Raw genomic sequence first — 15,399 nt, 5'->3', positions numbered from 1 at the left:
ACAACAAAAACGCCGATCGGGATATCCAATCGGCGTTTTGTTGTTACTCTTTGTAAAAAACGCGTTTTACCCGTTCTCCAATTCCCGTTAATAACTCATAAGGAATTGTATTGATTCGTTTTGCTAAATCAGTAATCGGAATTTCTTTTCCAAAAATAATCACTTCATCTCCTTCTTCTGCCTGAGCGTTTGTGACATCGATCATTGTCATATCCATGCAAACATTTCCAATGGTCGGACAAAGCGTTCCGTTCACCCAGACTACACCAATACCATTTCCAAGTCCACGATCATATCCGTCTGCATAACCAATGGCCAGGGTAGCAATAGCGGAATCATGATCAATTAAACCGCGCCGGCTGTATCCAACCGTTTCACCTGCGGACAAATATTTAATTTGAGAAATAACTGTTTTTAAAGTTCCCGCAGATTGAAGGAAATGCTGCTGTTGTCCTGTGGCTTCAACGCCATACAGGCCAATTCCCAAACGTACCATATCCAGTTTAAACTCCGGAAAACGGACAATACCGGCAGAATTTAAAATGTGTTTGGTGACATCATATCCCAATGTCTTTTCTATCAATGCTGAACCTTTGACAAAACGCTCATATTGCTGATGAGAGAAATTATTATGTACGCCTTCATCAGCGCCGACCAGATGACTAAAAATTGTGGAAACATGTATATCTGAATTTTCACTAAGCTGCTGAGAAAGCCATTCGTAATCATCTTCAACAAAACCTAACCGGTGCATACCAGTGTCCAGTTTTAAGTGTATTGACGGCATCTCAGCTGGCATATTTTTATTTTTGACATATAAAATCCAGTCACCTAATATTCTGCGGCTGTATATCTCAGGTTCAAGATGATATTGCCATAGGGTATCAAATGTTGGTGAGGTCGGGTTCATGACCATAATGGGCAGTGTAATTCCGCTTTGACGCAAGGAAACTCCCTCATCGGCATAGGCAACACCAAGATAATCAACCCGGTGATATTGCAGCAGACTTGCAACTTCTGAACTTCCGCTTCCATAGGCAAAAGCTTTAACCATCACCATAATTTTGGTTTCAGAACCTGCTTTTGTCCTGTAAAAATTAAGGTTATGCGTAAGCGCATCCAGGTTAATTTCCAGAACAGTGCCATGGACTTTTTGCTGAAGGCGGTGGACAATTTTTTCGAATGAAAATGTTCTGGCACCTTTCACCAAAACCAGACTATTACTCAACGCATTGAAAGGAAAGCGTTTTAAGAAAGCCTCAGTATCTGGATAAAAATCTTTTTCTTCGGTATCAAACTGAATGATCTGGCGGCTCATTTCCGGCCCGATCCCTACAAGCTTATCAATCTTTTTCTCTCTTAATAATTGTGCAATAATGCCGTAAAGCTCAGCCGGTGTTTGCCCCGATTGCAAAACATCAGACAAAATTACAGTTCTGTGGCTCCGTTGTTCCTGCTGGGACATGAAATTCAATGCCATCGTAAGGCCTTGAAGATCATTGTTATACGTATCGTCGATGATATAACAATTGTTGATACCTTCTTTCAATTCTAATCGCATTGAAACCGGTCGAAGCATCAAAATCCTTTCCTGAATTACCGAAACAGGTAACCCAAAATCCAGAAGGAAAATTATACAGTGCGTGAGGTTTTCCAGAGAAGCGTCGTCGCGGAAACCGGTTTCAAAACGGATGTTTCCAAACAGACCGTTTAAACTGATAAGTGTTTTATCTTTTTGTAAATCATAAGATACTGTCACATCCGCACCAGTTCCAGTTCCCCAGCTGATCGTTTTTAGAAACGGATTTACCGGTTTCAGAATCAGCTTGATTTCTTCATCAACTTCTGTATAATCTTTACAGTAAATCAGTTTTTTAACCTTTGTAAAAAGCCGGAGTTTTTCTGTGATTTTTTGTTTTCTGCTGCGGAAACCGTCATCATGGGCTGAACCGATATTGGTGAAAATACCAATCGTTGGTTTGATAACCGGTTGAAGATATTCCATTTCATGAGCCCTTGAAACGCCGGCTTCAAAAATGGCCAAAGTATGTTCCTTTTTTAAATTCCAGACGGAAAGCGGAACGCCGATTTGTGAATTATAACTTTTCGGACTGGCAATAACGCGCTGTCCGGGTGCGGTAAGTTGCAAAAGCCATTCTTTTATAATGGTTTTTCCATTACTTCCGGCAATACCAAGCACAGGAATATTAAATTGATTGCGATGTTCAGTAACTATTTTTTGTAAAGCGCGAATGCTGGAAAATACCGTCCAGACTTTCGCATCTTTCCAAGAATTAATTTCAGTTATAAGTGCCTCGGTCAGTGAAGCTTCTTCAACAACAAATTCACGAACCCCTTTTTCATAAAGTTCTGAAACAAATTGATGGCCGTCGTGGCGTTCGCCTTTTATCGCAAAAAAGATGCTTTTTCCGGGGAAAGATAATTGGCGGCTATCGGTCAAAAGATAACTTGCCTGGGTTTGTATCGATGCAGTAGTATTTTCAGTCAGAATCATTCCAATCGTATTTGCAAAGTGCAAAGGTATCAAAGAATGATGTTTTTGTATTGAATTTTGTAAAGTTGGGTTGACAATGTGTCAAAATCAGATCAAATCCATTTTTTGATTCGGAAATAAATCAACATACCAATGGTTACTACAACCATCACAGCCCATGTGTAATAATATCCGTTTGGATTTTTCAGCTCAGGCATATTCTCAAAATTCATACCATATACGCCAACGATAAATGTCAATGGCATGAAGATCGCCGAGAATATAGTCAGCGTTTTCATCACCGCATTCATGCGGTTGCTGATTGTGGAAAGATGCACATCCGCCAAACTCGCTAATAATTCACGATACGAATCGATGGTATCTACTGCCTGCATAACGTGGTCATAAAGGTCGCGGTAGTAAGGAACTACATCTTTGCTGATTAATGGATTTTCTTCCCGGATCAGTTGGTTGATCATATCCCGCAAAGGCCAGATTGCCCGACGTACAAATGTCAATTCCCGTTTTAGTGAATAAAGATCGTTTAGTGATTGATTTTTAGAACCGCTTATTATGCTTTCCTCAACCGAATCCAGCTTTTCTCCAAATTTTTCTAAAACAAAAAAGTAATTGTCAACGATCACATCCATTAAAGCAAAAACCAGATAATCGGTACCATTTTTTCTGGTTTTTCCAACCGATGCTTTAAGACGGTCAATAACGGGTGAGAAAATATCCTCCTTTCGCTCTTCCTGAAAAGAAATCAGATAATCAGTTCCGGCCACAAAGCTGACATGCTCCGAAGAAATTTCGAGTGGTTCTTCCGATTCTACATGGAGCATTTTTAAAGTCAGAAATATATATCCTGTATCATAAACTTCAAGTTTGGGTTTATGTTCGGTATTAACGATGTCTTCAAGGATCAGCGGATGGAGGTGATACAAACTGCCAATTTTTCCAACCAATGAGGTCTCATGAATTCCATCTACATCCAGCCAGGTAATATGTGGGTCCAGATTCTGACTTACAGCACATTCTGCAAGGCTCGTAACGGCATCATCTTTATAGAAATCTGCATTATATTGAAGTTTCCGGACTTTGGTCTTTAATTCAATTTCAGGTCCAATGTACGTAAGTGTACCAGGAGATGTTAACAAATTTTCCCGTTTCTGCCGATGCTTTCTCTTAGACATTCTATTCTGAACTGACGATATTACCTGAGTGGATTGTAAATATAAAATAATCTGTTTTTATTCTGCAAGATGATAAATCAGCAAAGGCACATGCGTGTCAACTACCAGTTTTCTGGTAACACTCGGATTGATCAGAAACTCTTCAATAAATGAACGTTCGCGTGTTGACATAACCAGTAAATCAGCCTTTACTTCATCGCAATATGCCTCAATGCCATCCAGTACGCTTTTGTCGTCACGATAAACAATAGCATCAATACTTTGTGGAAATTCTGCTTTTATTTCATCCAGATATTGATTGTCGGACTGAATATTGGGTTGATGATCAGCATTTACTTTTAGTAAAGTCAGATTGCTTCCCAAATGATTCATTAAAACATACACTTCTCTCAGAATGTCATTTTCGGAGTATTCAAGCTGCGTAGCGTAAACAACTTTGGAAAACCTTTTCGGTTCAGTCTGAGGCGGAATGATCAGTACCGGACAAGGTGAATGAAGCGCGATATGCGTTGCGGAGCTGCCAATTAATTTATCAAGAAAACCACCGGTACCGGTTCTTCCGGTAACGATCAGGTCAGGTTTGTTTTCAGCAACTGCATCTTCCACCGCAGACTGGATGCCGCTAACAGCCCAGATTCCTTTCGTTTTATAACCTTCTGCTTCAACTTTGGCCACATATTCATCAAGCTGATGACGGAAATTATTTTCAAGATCAACCCCAACATAAGAATAATCAGGTGAGCCGATTCCTGGTAAAACACTTCCTGGCATTACGCTCACATCCGGAATGTAAGGTTGATATGCATGTAAAATAATCAACTCAGTACTTTCTTTATCTGCCATGAGTTTAGCTGCGCTCAATGCACGGTCAGCATTTTCAGAAAAGTCGATGGGAATCAAAATCTTGTTCATAATAGCAGCGGTTTACAGAAATTTAGTTAGACTCCAAGTTAACGCAATAGTTCTTATAACGTATGAACTAAGTGTAAAGAATGGTGCCAAGCGACTATGACTTTGCTCATGATTATTCGTATTTGCGCCAGATTCCAAGAATAAAACCGGTAATGCAGTAGACAATTACACAAACGCCTCCATCGATCAGTGAAAGTTCCAGTGCTCTTTTAGAAAACAGATCTTTGACAATTATTTCAAAAAGGACAAAAACGACTCCAAAAAGAAGGCCGATTAAAAAACCAATATAGCCGGATTTTACAGGTATTTTGGTGAAAACCCAACCGAGCGTATAGGCCATAAAAGCAGATGACACAATGCTTGCCAGATAGGGGACCGAACTGTTTGCCGAATCCATAGCCGGTTTCTCAAAACCATTCAGCGCTGTCCACTGTTCTGCGAAAAGGTAGTACCATATAGCAGGAATAATTTGTCCGATCACCACACATACAAGCACGGCCCAAAGATTGACGGATTGTTTTCTCATAAACAGAGTATTTTTCGGTCATCAAAAGGAAATCTTTCTTAAAAATCTGGCGGGAGAGTTCGTGGTCTTGTTATGTTAACGGTTTTAGAAAGTCAATATTTCTTTTTAAACCATCATACTTTGTGCGCTTCAGGGGCGAGCGTCTGAAAAGTTCTTTGAAAACATCTTCTGTAATTTCTACCCAGTCATTCTTTGAAAAGCCGCTTAACTCCTGAGGAAGAGAGAACTCCGGTGTTTTGGAAACCTTTGAAAAACGGTTCCAGGGGCATACATCCTGACAAATATCACAACCGAAAATCCAGTTATTAAATTTTCCTTTTACATCATCCGGTATCGCATCTTTCAATTCGATTGTAAAATAGCTGATGCATTTACTGCCATCCACAACATATGGCTCCGTAATCGCATCCGTCGGGCACGCGTCCACACAGCGGGTGCATGTTCCGCAATAATCTTTTACAGCTCCGTCGTACGCAAGTTTCAGATCGCAAATAATTTCTCCGATAAAAAAGAAACTTCCCATATCCCGGTTCAGTAAATTGGAATGCCGGCCAACCCAGCCCAAGCCACTTTTAGCCGCCCAGGCTTTGTCCATAACCGGAGCTGAATCAACAAAAATCCGGCCGCTTACTTCACCAATTTCTTCCTGGATTGCTTCAAGCAGAAGTTTCAGTTTATCTTTTAGAATAAAATGATAATCTTCTCCATAAGCATATTTGGAAATTTTAAGATCTTCCGGGCCTTCAGGCAGTCTTTCGGACGGGTAGTAATTTAGCAGGACAGAGATAACACATTCCGCTCCATCAACCAGTTTTCTTGGATCAAGCCTTTTGTCAAAATGATTTGCCATATATCCCATGGCTCCATTTTGCTGACGATTTAACCAGTTTTCAAGTCTTGGCGCTTCTGCTTCCAGAAACTCAGCTTTCGAAATACCACAAAAATCGAAACCAATTTCGGCTGCTTTCGATTTAATAAACTGACTGCGTTCCTGGCGTACGAGATCTTCTGTGGTCATGATGCAAAGTTACGAAATGCCGTGAGAATGTCATCTTGTCAGTTTTTTATGACTGGCAAAGTAATTTAGTATACTTCCGGTAATGATTTATCAGGAAAGCGTAGGTAAACTATGCCGAAAAATACAGAATACAACAAAGTTAAGGATATGGAAAACCAAATAAACGACGAAGCCGGACAGATGAATACTGACAATGTGGTAAATAATGATGAAAATTTCGCTGAAAACGGCTTGCCAATGGACAATGCTGGTGAAGTAATCGGTGAAATTGAAGTAACAGACCCGGCAGAAGCGCACAAAACAGAAGTTGCAGAACTGAAAGATAAGTATTTGCGTCTTTATGCTGATTTTGAAAACTTCCGCAGACGTACGGCAAAAGAGAAACTTGAAATGCTTTCGACGGCTAGTGCTGATGTCATTAAGTCTGTACTTCCAATTGTTGATGATTTTGAACGTGCGAAAGTTTCTTTTGATTCTTCAACCGAAATCGAAGCTTTAAAAGAAGGCGTTGATCTTATCTATACCAAACTTTACAAAGCACTTGAAGCAAAAGGTTTGAAACCGATGCTTTCAAAAGGTGAAGTTTTTGATGCTGAACTTCATGAATCAATCGCACAATTCCCTGCTCCTTCGGATGATTTGAAAGGAAAGGTTATTGACGAAATTGAAAAAGGATATCTTTTGAATGAAAAAGTAATTCGCTACGCCAAGGTTATCGTTGGTGCGTGAAATAATGATAAATAAATAATGGTAATGTATGATTTCAATCATTCATTATTGAATTTTTTGCGATGGTGAAAGACTCCATACATTACTCATTGAAAACATAAAATGGCAAAGAAAAGAGATTATTACGAAGTTCTTGGAGTGGATCGTGGCGCGGCTGCGGATGAGATCAAGAAGGCTTATCGCAAGCTGGCAATTAAATTTCACCCGGATAAAAACCCGGATGATCCCACAGCGGAAGATAAATTTAAAGAAGCTGCCGAAGCTTACAGTATCCTGAGCGATGACAACAAACGTGCGCGTTACGATCAATACGGACATGCAGGTGTTGGTGGAGGAGCTGGTGCGGGTGCAGGCGGATTTGGAGGCGGTGGTTTTTCCATGGACGATATATTTTCGCAGTTCGGTGATATCTTCGGTGGAGGCGAAAGTCCGTTCGGTGACATTTTCGGTCGTGGCGGCGGGGGCGGTGGACGCAGAGTTCGTCGAGGTTCTGATTTAAGAATTAAGTTGAAGCTTAATCTTGAAGAGGTTGCCAACGGTGTTGAGAAAAAAATTAAAGTAAAACGCCACGTCAGCTGTAATACCTGTGGTGGAAACGGTGCGAAAAACGGAACTTCTCTTACTACCTGTACAGGCTGTAATGGTACAGGCCAGGTTCGTAAAGTGGTCAGTACAATGTTGGGCCAGATGGTTTCAACAAGTACCTGTCCTCAATGTAACGGCGACGGGAAAATCATCAGCGAACGTTGTGATACTTGTGCAGGAGAAGGAAGATTATTACAGGATGATCTGATCACGCTGAATATTCCTGGTGGTGTTGCCGAAGGTATGCAGCTTTCCATGTCCGGAAAAGGAAACGTTCCGTCCAGAGGTGGTGTTGCGGGAGATCTGCTGATCGTTATAGAAGAGGAGGAAGATCCGAATCTGAAACGTGACGGAAATAATATCGTTTTTGATATGCATATGAGTTTCGTCGATGCAGCTTTGGGAACTTCAACTGAAATTCCTACGATTGATGGAAAAGCGCGTATCACAATCGAACCGGGAACGCAGGCTGGTAAAATTCTTCGTCTGAAAGGTAAAGGAATTAAAGATTTGAACGGTTATGGAAAGGGAGATCAGCTGGTTCATGTGAGCGTCTGGACGCCACAGCAGTTATCTTCTGATGAACGCGAAACTTTGGAATCATTAAGAAACTCTCCAAACTTCCAGCCAAAACCAGGTAAAAACGAAAAAGGATTTTTTGATAAAATGAAAGATTTCTTTCATTGATCAATTTTGATGAAATATAGTAAACGAGCCGATTCAGGGATGAGTTGGCTCGTTTTGTTTTCACTGATTGTTTAATGTAAATGTAATGGCAATAAATATTTATAGTCAAAAAGGACAAGTAACTTTGCCGACAGCAATAACAGAAAATTTATGAATTATAATATCTTAAAAGCATCCGTGCTTGGCCTCACTATGTTTTGTTCAGGAATGCAGCTTGAAGCGCAAACGACTCCGAAGGAATTAACTTTTGCGACCTACAACGTAAGTATGGAGTCGGAAAATTATGTTAAAAAAGGTACGCCTGATCTTTCAGAGAAGATTCTTATCAACGAACTGGCTTCCGGGAATAATCAACAGATCAGGAACATTGCGAAAATTATCCAGACCGTTCGTCCGGATGTGATCCTGCTGAATGAGTTTGATTATATCAAAGATCCGAATCAGGGGGTTTTACAGTTTATCAAAGGTTATCTGAGAAAAGATCAGGATGGTTCGAAAGCGATTGATTATCCGTATTACTACTATGGTACGGTAAATACCGGCCAGCCTTCACCATATGATCTGGATAATAACGGTGTTGCCGGAAGGTTTGGCGCTGATGCCTGGGGTTTTGGTTTGTATCCTGGTCAGTATGCGATGATGTTGATTTCAAGATATCCGATTGATCTTGCAGGTGTGCGCACTTTTCAGAATTTCAAATGGAAAGATATGCCGGGAGCTTTGAAAACCGTAAAAGCGGATGGCAGTGATTGGTATGTGCCGGAAGCATGGGCGAATTTCCCATTGTCTTCAAAATCACATTGGGATGTGCCGGTTACAATTGGAAATAAAACGATTCACTTTCTTGCCAGTCACCCGACGCCTCCATCGTTTGATGGAGCAGAAGATAGAAACGGGAAGCGTAACCATGACGAAATCAGATTTTGGAAAGACTACATCAGCGACACAGGCAATGAATACATTTATGACGACAAAGGGAAAAAAGGCGGTCTTCCGGCCAACGCTTCTTTTGTAATTCTTGGTGATCAAAATGCCTCGCCTGTTGAAGGAAATGCGGTTGCAGAAGGAATAAAAGCACTTTTGGCAAATCCAAAAGTAAATAGTGAAAATGCACCATCCAGCAAAGGAGGAGCAGAGCATTCGCCAAACAATCCCTTCGCCAAAAATCATACGGCATTCTGGCGCATGCGTGCTGATTATGTTTTACCTTCCAAAGCAGGATTTAAAATTACAGACAGTGGCGTTTTCTGGCCGGCAAAAGGAGAACCCATGTTTGATCTCGTAGAAAAAAGAGAATCCAGCTCAGACCACAGACTGGTTTGGGTAAAAGTGAAACTTGACTAGAAAAAGGAGCTTCGGCTCCTTTTTTATTTTATAACCGCTACCGAATCTTCCAGGATATTGATATTGTAAAGATGATCGCTATCAGAATCTGTTTTACCTGAAAACTTACCAAAAACCGAACTCCATTTTTTTAAACTTCCCAAGGCGACGATCCTGTAATTCCCGGTGGAGGAATTTTTATTGATGTCGTAGGTAAGTCTGATCGGAAGATTGTCCGGGATATTGGTAATAAAAACAGAATCAATAACCCGTGTCTTAGTTGAGTCCCTTTCTTCCAAAAAGACTGTTAGTCGGTTAATTTTCGTAGTGGATTTGTTGGTCACCAGGAATTGGACCATAGCCGTTGCGGGAGCAGAATCACTGCATGACGACAAGCCATACATACAGAGAAAAGTAAAAGCAGAAAATAATAAGGTACGCATACTCCTTTTTTAAATAATTCTCAGATGATCAGGAAACATTTAAAATGTATCCGGAATTATTTATATTGATAAATTAAAAAGAGGAGGCGTTCAATTGTTGATACAATATCCAATATTTATTCGAATAACGCCTAACATTTAAGCGCTATTCGAATAATATTTCACATGGTAATTCCTGATTTTTTTTCAGCTACCGTTTTCTTCTTAAATCTTGAAAACATACTTGTGCTCATACGTAGATAACTTGCTACATGTCTGTCTTCAACCTGAGAAAATATGGTTGGGAAATCCTTGCTAAATTTCAAAAACAGATCTTCTTCCGTCAGGGTATACAGATCCTGCATTCTTTTCTCAAAACGGGTTAACCGTCTTTCCAGAATCTTGCCTGAAACTTTTTGCAGGTCAGGATTTAGAAGCATAAGTACCTGGAAATCTTTTTTGCTGATGCCATACAGTTTAACATCTGTGCAGGTTTCTACATAATCCATTGATAGTTCATCATCAATAAAGTTTGCCGAAGTCATAATACAGTCACCTGCAATATCAAAACCATGCGTCCATTCCTGGTCATGATGACTGTAAAAATTCCGGGTGATACCTTCTGCAATGAAGTAAACCATTTCCTGCGGGCGGTCAGGAGAAATTAAAATTGTACCCTGTTTAAATTCAGATATAATAAGTTTTTGGAGAACTGCATTGTAAGTTCTCTCACTAATAATGTTGTAGTTACAGAGTAACGCGAAAATTTTGTGCATACGTTGGCATGAAAAATATAACTTTTCCGAAATACCAGCTGCTGATTTTCATACCGTTGATTTTAAAATTACTCATTTTTACAGAAAAGAAATAGCATTTCTTCTCCGGTCTCTAAAAAAAACGGGAGCTATACCGATAGCTCCCGTTTTTCTAGTCAGATTGTCTTACTGAGCAGGACTTCCATACATGTTAAAAGCCGCCAGATGTTTCTGGAAGATAGTCTCATATTTTTTAGCGGCCGCATCCTGTTTTGCTTCCTTGCATTCGTGAACAATGGTTTGCAGAATATACAAATCCACCTGACTATCACGACGTTTGGTAGTAGGATTTTCTCTTGACCAGGTCAGATTTTCATCCGAACGATTTGCCATTACATCCGCAATTTCAAGTGCTTTTTTAGTTTCTCCCAGGTCGAAAAGCGTACCGATGAAATTTGAAGAAATCTGATCGTATGGTATACTTTTGTCTGGCATCACTGTCAGTGCTTTGTCCATAGCCTTTTTCGCTTCTCCGATTTTACCATCAGCAATAAGCTGACCGGAAAGACGAAGGAATGCAATACGAGCCGTAAAGATCGGCGATCCAAGATAGGTGTTGTCATAATACGTTTTCGGATTGTCAAGATCTCTCCAGAACATTTTGGTCATCAGATTCTTGTACATGATATCTGAATTAACGTAACCGTCAGAAGCACCTGGTACTTTTACAGGCAACAAACGGTAAGCGTAACCTTCAAGCTGCATGTATTCTTTCAGATTCAGATAACTTGATCCTCCCAGTGTTGAAGAGAAATAGATTGGTCGTTTCCAGTCATTGGTTGCAATCATATCAAGCATCATCAGATCTGATTTATACAAATCACCTTTCCCGACAGTCCAGCTGATAGAATCGCTCAGATAAGGTAAAAGGTCGCTTTTGATGATATTCATCTTCTTAACAGCCTCAACATCAACTGGTAGAAAAAGGATTGAAGAAGGCAAAATAGAAGTCATATCTCCACTTGTTAGTGGTACCTGAATGGCCTTGTTTTCCTGTTTTACCAATCCCATATATTCCTTCAGATTGATACCATTTTTTACGCTTGGTATTTCATAAAAAGGAACAATATCATTTTTACCAAAAGCGTAGTTGTTTTTATCCAGTGAAATCGGAAGTGCTTCGGATAAATATGTTTTACGCTTCATTTGGTCAATATACCAGTCTGTGCCTAACAAACTCAGGTTACAAACCCGAACGTCCGTCCTGAATCCTTCCACTTCCTGAACATACCAGAGCGGGAAAGTATCGTTATCACCGCCCGTAAATAAAATGGCATTAGGCGCACAGGAATTCAAAAGGTTTTTTGCAAAATCAACTGAATGATAACGGTGATCACGGTTGTGGTTGTCCCATCCTTTTGCTCCCATAATAATAGGAACGATCAAGCTGAATCCGGTTGCAACACCGGCACGGGTCACTGAATTTTTGACAATTTTATTCAATCCGTCTGCAAAAGCAATGACGCCAATACCGATCCACATACAGAAAATGTAGAACGAACCAACATAAATGTAATCCCGTTCACGAGGCTCCGTTGGAGGAGAGTTCAGGTAAATTACCAGGGCTACACCGGTCAATAAAAATAATAGACCAAGAACCAGTAAATCGCGCTGACGGCGGAAATACATGATCACCACACCAAAAAGCCCAAGGATAAACGGCAGCATGAAGAAATTGTCATGTGCTTTATTATTCTCAATAATAGATGGGAATTTTTTGAATGCATCCCAGGGCAAAAGATTTCCTGCACCTTCCTCATCACTTTCACGGCCAACGAAATTCCAAAGGAAATAACGCCAGTACATGTGCCCGATCTGATAAGAAAACATGAACGAAAGATTATGCGACATGTTTGGTTTTTGTCCTTCGGCCAATCCGGTCATCTGCTGATAAAGCTGTGGGTGGCCAGCCTGCGTGCTGTACATACGAGGCAAAAGCATACTGCTGCCCGGCTCGTATTCGTATTCCGGACGGTAGTCATAAATTGTATATTTCCCGGCTTCTTTACGATACATAGGTGCACCGCGTTTCTGGTTTGTCGGGCGGGAAACAAAAGACGGGCCATATAATAATGGACGGCTGCCGTATTGCTCTCTTTTCAAATAAGAAACGAAACTAAGAACGTCATTAGGATTATTTTCATTGATCGGCGGGTTATATTCTGCACGTACCAGAACCATCAGGTAACACGCATAGCCAACCAGAATAAATGCCAGTGATAACAAACCGGTATTTAATAAAACCTTCGCTTTTTTCTGGGAATAGATAATACCCCAAACCAATGAGCCAAGGAATATAATGATGAAGAATATTACACCGGATTTGAATGGCAAGCCTAATGAATTGACAAAGAAAATTTCAAATTTCCCGGCAATACTTGGCAGGCCCGGGATAATTCCGGAATTGATGATAGCAAGAATAACTAAACCACCAACAAAAGCTATAATGCCACCAAAAAGACCTGGTTTAGGATATTTTTTGAAATAATACACCAACGCAAGTGCCGGAATTGTTACAAGGTTAAGCAAATGGACTCCGATAGAAAGACCAACCAGATAAGCTGTGAAAATTAACCAGCGGTTTTCAGCAGCAGGATCTTCAATGCGTTCCCATTTGAAAACAGCCCAGATTACGATCGCTGTAAAGAAGGATGACATCCCGTAAACTTCCGCTTCAACAGCTGAAAACCAGAATGAATCGGACCAGGTATAAGCCAGAGAACCGACGATTCCTGAACCAATCAGAAGCAATATGTCTCCCTGGGTTAATTCTTCGTCTGTTTTTCCAATGATTTTACGCGCTAAAAGCGTGATAGTCCAGAAAAGGAAAAGGATAGTAAAAGCACTGCTGAGCACGGAAACCATATTGATCCAGTACGCAACATTGGAAAGATCACCGAAAGCAAACATAGAAAAAATTCTTCCGATCAAAAGGAAAAACGGTGCTCCCGGAGGGTGAGGAACCTGTAACTTAAATGCACAGGCAATAAATTCGCCGCAATCCCAAAAACTTGCCGTTCGCTCAACGGTAAGTGCATAAGTTAGAAAGGCAATGGCGAAAACAATCCAACCCGTAAGGTTGTTGGAACGGTTGAAACGGGTCATTATAATAGTTTATGGTTATGAGTTTACAGGTAATTAAGGAATTTTTATGGCGGTTTTATCCAGCCAGATTTCTCCAAAAAATAACTGCATATTTATTCGGTGCCTCAAAATTAGCAAAATAACCTCAACGGCAAGGGTTCAGAGATCTTAAAAAGTGTTAAAGGATTTGTTGTTGCCAATTTTGAAGAACAAAATTCAGTGCTTAGGGTAGTCTAAGACCACTGGATCATCCATTAGATTTTTATTAAACTTTATAAAAAATCCATTTGGCGAGCTCTTTGTAAGTCACTTTTTTACCATACATCAATATGCCGACACGGTAAATTCTCGAAGCAATCCAGATAGTGCCCATAAAACCTAAAATCAGGAAAATCATGGAAAGCGCAATTTGCCAGGCAGGAACTCCAAAAGGTATCCTTACCATCATAATGATGGGTGAGGTAAATGGAATCATAGAAGTCCAGAAGGCCAGAGTCCCGTCGGGATCCCGGAGTACAACCTGAGCAAACACAAAAGAAAAAATGATGGGCAAAGTGATTGGAAGCATAAATTGCTGCGTATCTGCATCATTATCAACGGCCGCACCGACGGCTCCAAAAAGAGCACTGTAAAATAAATACCCACCCAGATAATAAAACAAAAAGCAGGAAACGATCAATGGAATATTTAAACTATTAACCGCACCTAAAACCTCTGCAACGGGATTGTCAACCCCTGAAGCTGCCATTTGCGAAGCGGGCATTCCTTTTTGCATCTTTTGCATTTCCTGCTGAATTTGCCTGGAATCTTTCGGCATCTTAGAACTTAAAACGCTGGATGCAACGGTGGTGAGCGAAATGGTCAGGAAAATCCATAATACAAATTGTGTTAAACCAACCAACGCTACACCGATAATTTTCCCCATCATTAATTGATAAGGTTTAACCGAAGAAATGATAACTTCTACAATCCGACTGGTTTTTTCTTCCGTAATACCGCGCATGACCTGCGTGCCATAAATGAAAACGGACATGTAAATCAGAAATGCACAAATGCCTCCAATAATGGTTGCTGCCCCTGAACTGCTCGTTTTTTCACCTTCTTCACTCAAACTTATGGTTTCGGAATGCACATTGACACGCGAGTCTTCAAGAATTTTGTGTGTTATGCCAGCCTCAGAAAGTTTGATATTTTCAATTTGTTTTTCGATTACATCTTCAATTTCAGATTTCAGGTCCATACTCACGTTTTTAGGCGCATATATCCTGACACTTTTTGGCGATGTGATGACGTTTTTTGGAATATAAACAAGCGCGTTGGCTTCACTTCCAGTAAAATGACTTTTTGCAGAATCGATAGATGATTTCAGATAAGAGAATTTTATCGATTCTGAATCTTTGAATTCATTTGTAAAAAGACCGCTTTCATCCACAACCTGAACCGTTTTGCTGTCCACCGAGCTTATCGCCATCCAGATTACCAGGGCATATCCTCCTACAAAAAGTACGGGCGCCAGAATTGTCATAATTAAAAATGACTTTTTCTTAACCCTGACCATGTATTCCCTTTTTATAACCAGAAATATATTTCGCATTATCTTAAATTAGTTAG

The 15,399-nt window shown here is 40.3% G+C and carries 12 protein-coding genes; 3 read left to right on the top strand and 9 right to left on the bottom strand.

Annotated elements, in window-relative coordinates; all coding sequences use genetic code 11:
- Positions 1 to 43 precede the first annotated feature (43 nt).
- The 5 genes from LXL81_RS16515 to queG form a co-directional block, all read right to left on the bottom strand.
- Positions 44 to 2,515 (bottom strand): bifunctional UDP-N-acetylmuramoyl-tripeptide:D-alanyl-D-alanine ligase/alanine racemase, encoded by a 2,472-nt coding sequence (locus tag LXL81_RS16515; RefSeq protein WP_234647923.1) that lies wholly within the window; start codon positions 2,513 to 2,515, stop codon positions 44 to 46.
- Between the two features lie 92 nt (positions 2,516 to 2,607).
- Positions 2,608 to 3,687, bottom strand: coding sequence for a magnesium/cobalt transporter CorA (corA, locus tag LXL81_RS16510; protein WP_234647901.1), 1,080 nt, complete (start codon positions 3,685 to 3,687; stop codon positions 2,608 to 2,610).
- 57 nt (positions 3,688 to 3,744) lie between these two features.
- The gene (locus LXL81_RS16505; protein ID WP_234647900.1) at positions 3,745 to 4,599 is read right to left on the bottom strand and encodes a universal stress protein; all 855 of its coding nucleotides are present in this window, start codon (positions 4,597 to 4,599) and stop codon (positions 3,745 to 3,747) included.
- Positions 4,600 to 4,711: 112 nt separating this feature from the next.
- Positions 4,712 to 5,125, bottom strand: coding sequence for a DUF1761 domain-containing protein (locus LXL81_RS16500; RefSeq protein ID WP_234647899.1), 414 nt, complete (start codon positions 5,123 to 5,125; stop codon positions 4,712 to 4,714).
- A 70-nt stretch (positions 5,126 to 5,195) separates the two neighbouring features.
- Positions 5,196 to 6,143, bottom strand: coding sequence for a tRNA epoxyqueuosine(34) reductase QueG (queG, locus tag LXL81_RS16495; RefSeq protein ID WP_234647898.1), 948 nt, complete (start codon positions 6,141 to 6,143; stop codon positions 5,196 to 5,198).
- 111 nt (positions 6,144 to 6,254) lie between these two features.
- On the opposite strand from queG, the gene LXL81_RS16490 reads away from it, so the two are divergent.
- The 3 genes from LXL81_RS16490 (at position 6,255) to LXL81_RS16480 (ending at position 9,488) form a co-directional block, all read left to right on the top strand.
- Positions 6,255 to 6,872, top strand: a complete 618-nt coding sequence (locus tag LXL81_RS16490) for a nucleotide exchange factor GrpE (protein WP_234647897.1) — start codon at positions 6,255 to 6,257, stop codon at positions 6,870 to 6,872.
- Positions 6,873 to 6,974: 102 nt separating this feature from the next.
- The gene (gene dnaJ / locus LXL81_RS16485) at positions 6,975 to 8,144 is read left to right on the top strand and encodes a molecular chaperone DnaJ (RefSeq protein ID WP_234647896.1); all 1,170 of its coding nucleotides are present in this window, start codon (positions 6,975 to 6,977) and stop codon (positions 8,142 to 8,144) included.
- A gap of 150 nt (positions 8,145 to 8,294) precedes the next feature.
- Complete coding sequence (locus LXL81_RS16480; protein ID WP_234647895.1) at positions 8,295 to 9,488, top strand: endonuclease/exonuclease/phosphatase family protein; 1,194 nt, start codon at positions 8,295 to 8,297, stop codon at positions 9,486 to 9,488.
- Between the two features lie 23 nt (positions 9,489 to 9,511).
- On the opposite strand, the gene LXL81_RS16475 is transcribed toward LXL81_RS16480, so the two are convergent.
- The 4 genes from LXL81_RS16475 to LXL81_RS16460 all read right to left on the bottom strand — a co-directional run bounded on the left by LXL81_RS16475 (position 9,512) and on the right by LXL81_RS16460 (position 15,382).
- Positions 9,512 to 9,910, bottom strand: a complete 399-nt coding sequence (locus tag LXL81_RS16475; RefSeq protein ID WP_234647894.1) for a hypothetical protein — start codon at positions 9,908 to 9,910, stop codon at positions 9,512 to 9,514.
- A 161-nt stretch (positions 9,911 to 10,071) separates the two neighbouring features.
- Positions 10,072 to 10,665: a Crp/Fnr family transcriptional regulator gene (locus tag LXL81_RS16470; protein ID WP_234647893.1), complete on the bottom strand. Its 594-nt coding sequence runs from the start codon at positions 10,663 to 10,665 to the stop codon at positions 10,072 to 10,074.
- A gap of 165 nt (positions 10,666 to 10,830) precedes the next feature.
- Complete coding sequence (locus LXL81_RS16465) at positions 10,831 to 13,809, bottom strand: DUF2723 domain-containing protein (protein ID WP_234647892.1); 2,979 nt, start codon at positions 13,807 to 13,809, stop codon at positions 10,831 to 10,833.
- Between the two features lie 244 nt (positions 13,810 to 14,053).
- Positions 14,054 to 15,382, bottom strand: a complete 1,329-nt coding sequence (locus tag LXL81_RS16460; RefSeq protein WP_234647891.1) for an ABC transporter permease — start codon at positions 15,380 to 15,382, stop codon at positions 14,054 to 14,056.
- Positions 15,383 to 15,399: the final 17 nt, after the last annotated feature.

The organism is Dyadobacter sp. CY356, from assembly GCF_021440195.1.
Taxonomy (GTDB): Bacteria; Bacteroidota; Bacteroidia; order Cytophagales; family Spirosomataceae; genus Dyadobacter.
Note: the sequence above shows the minus strand (reverse complement) of the source record. Positions and strands in the feature narration are given on the sequence as shown.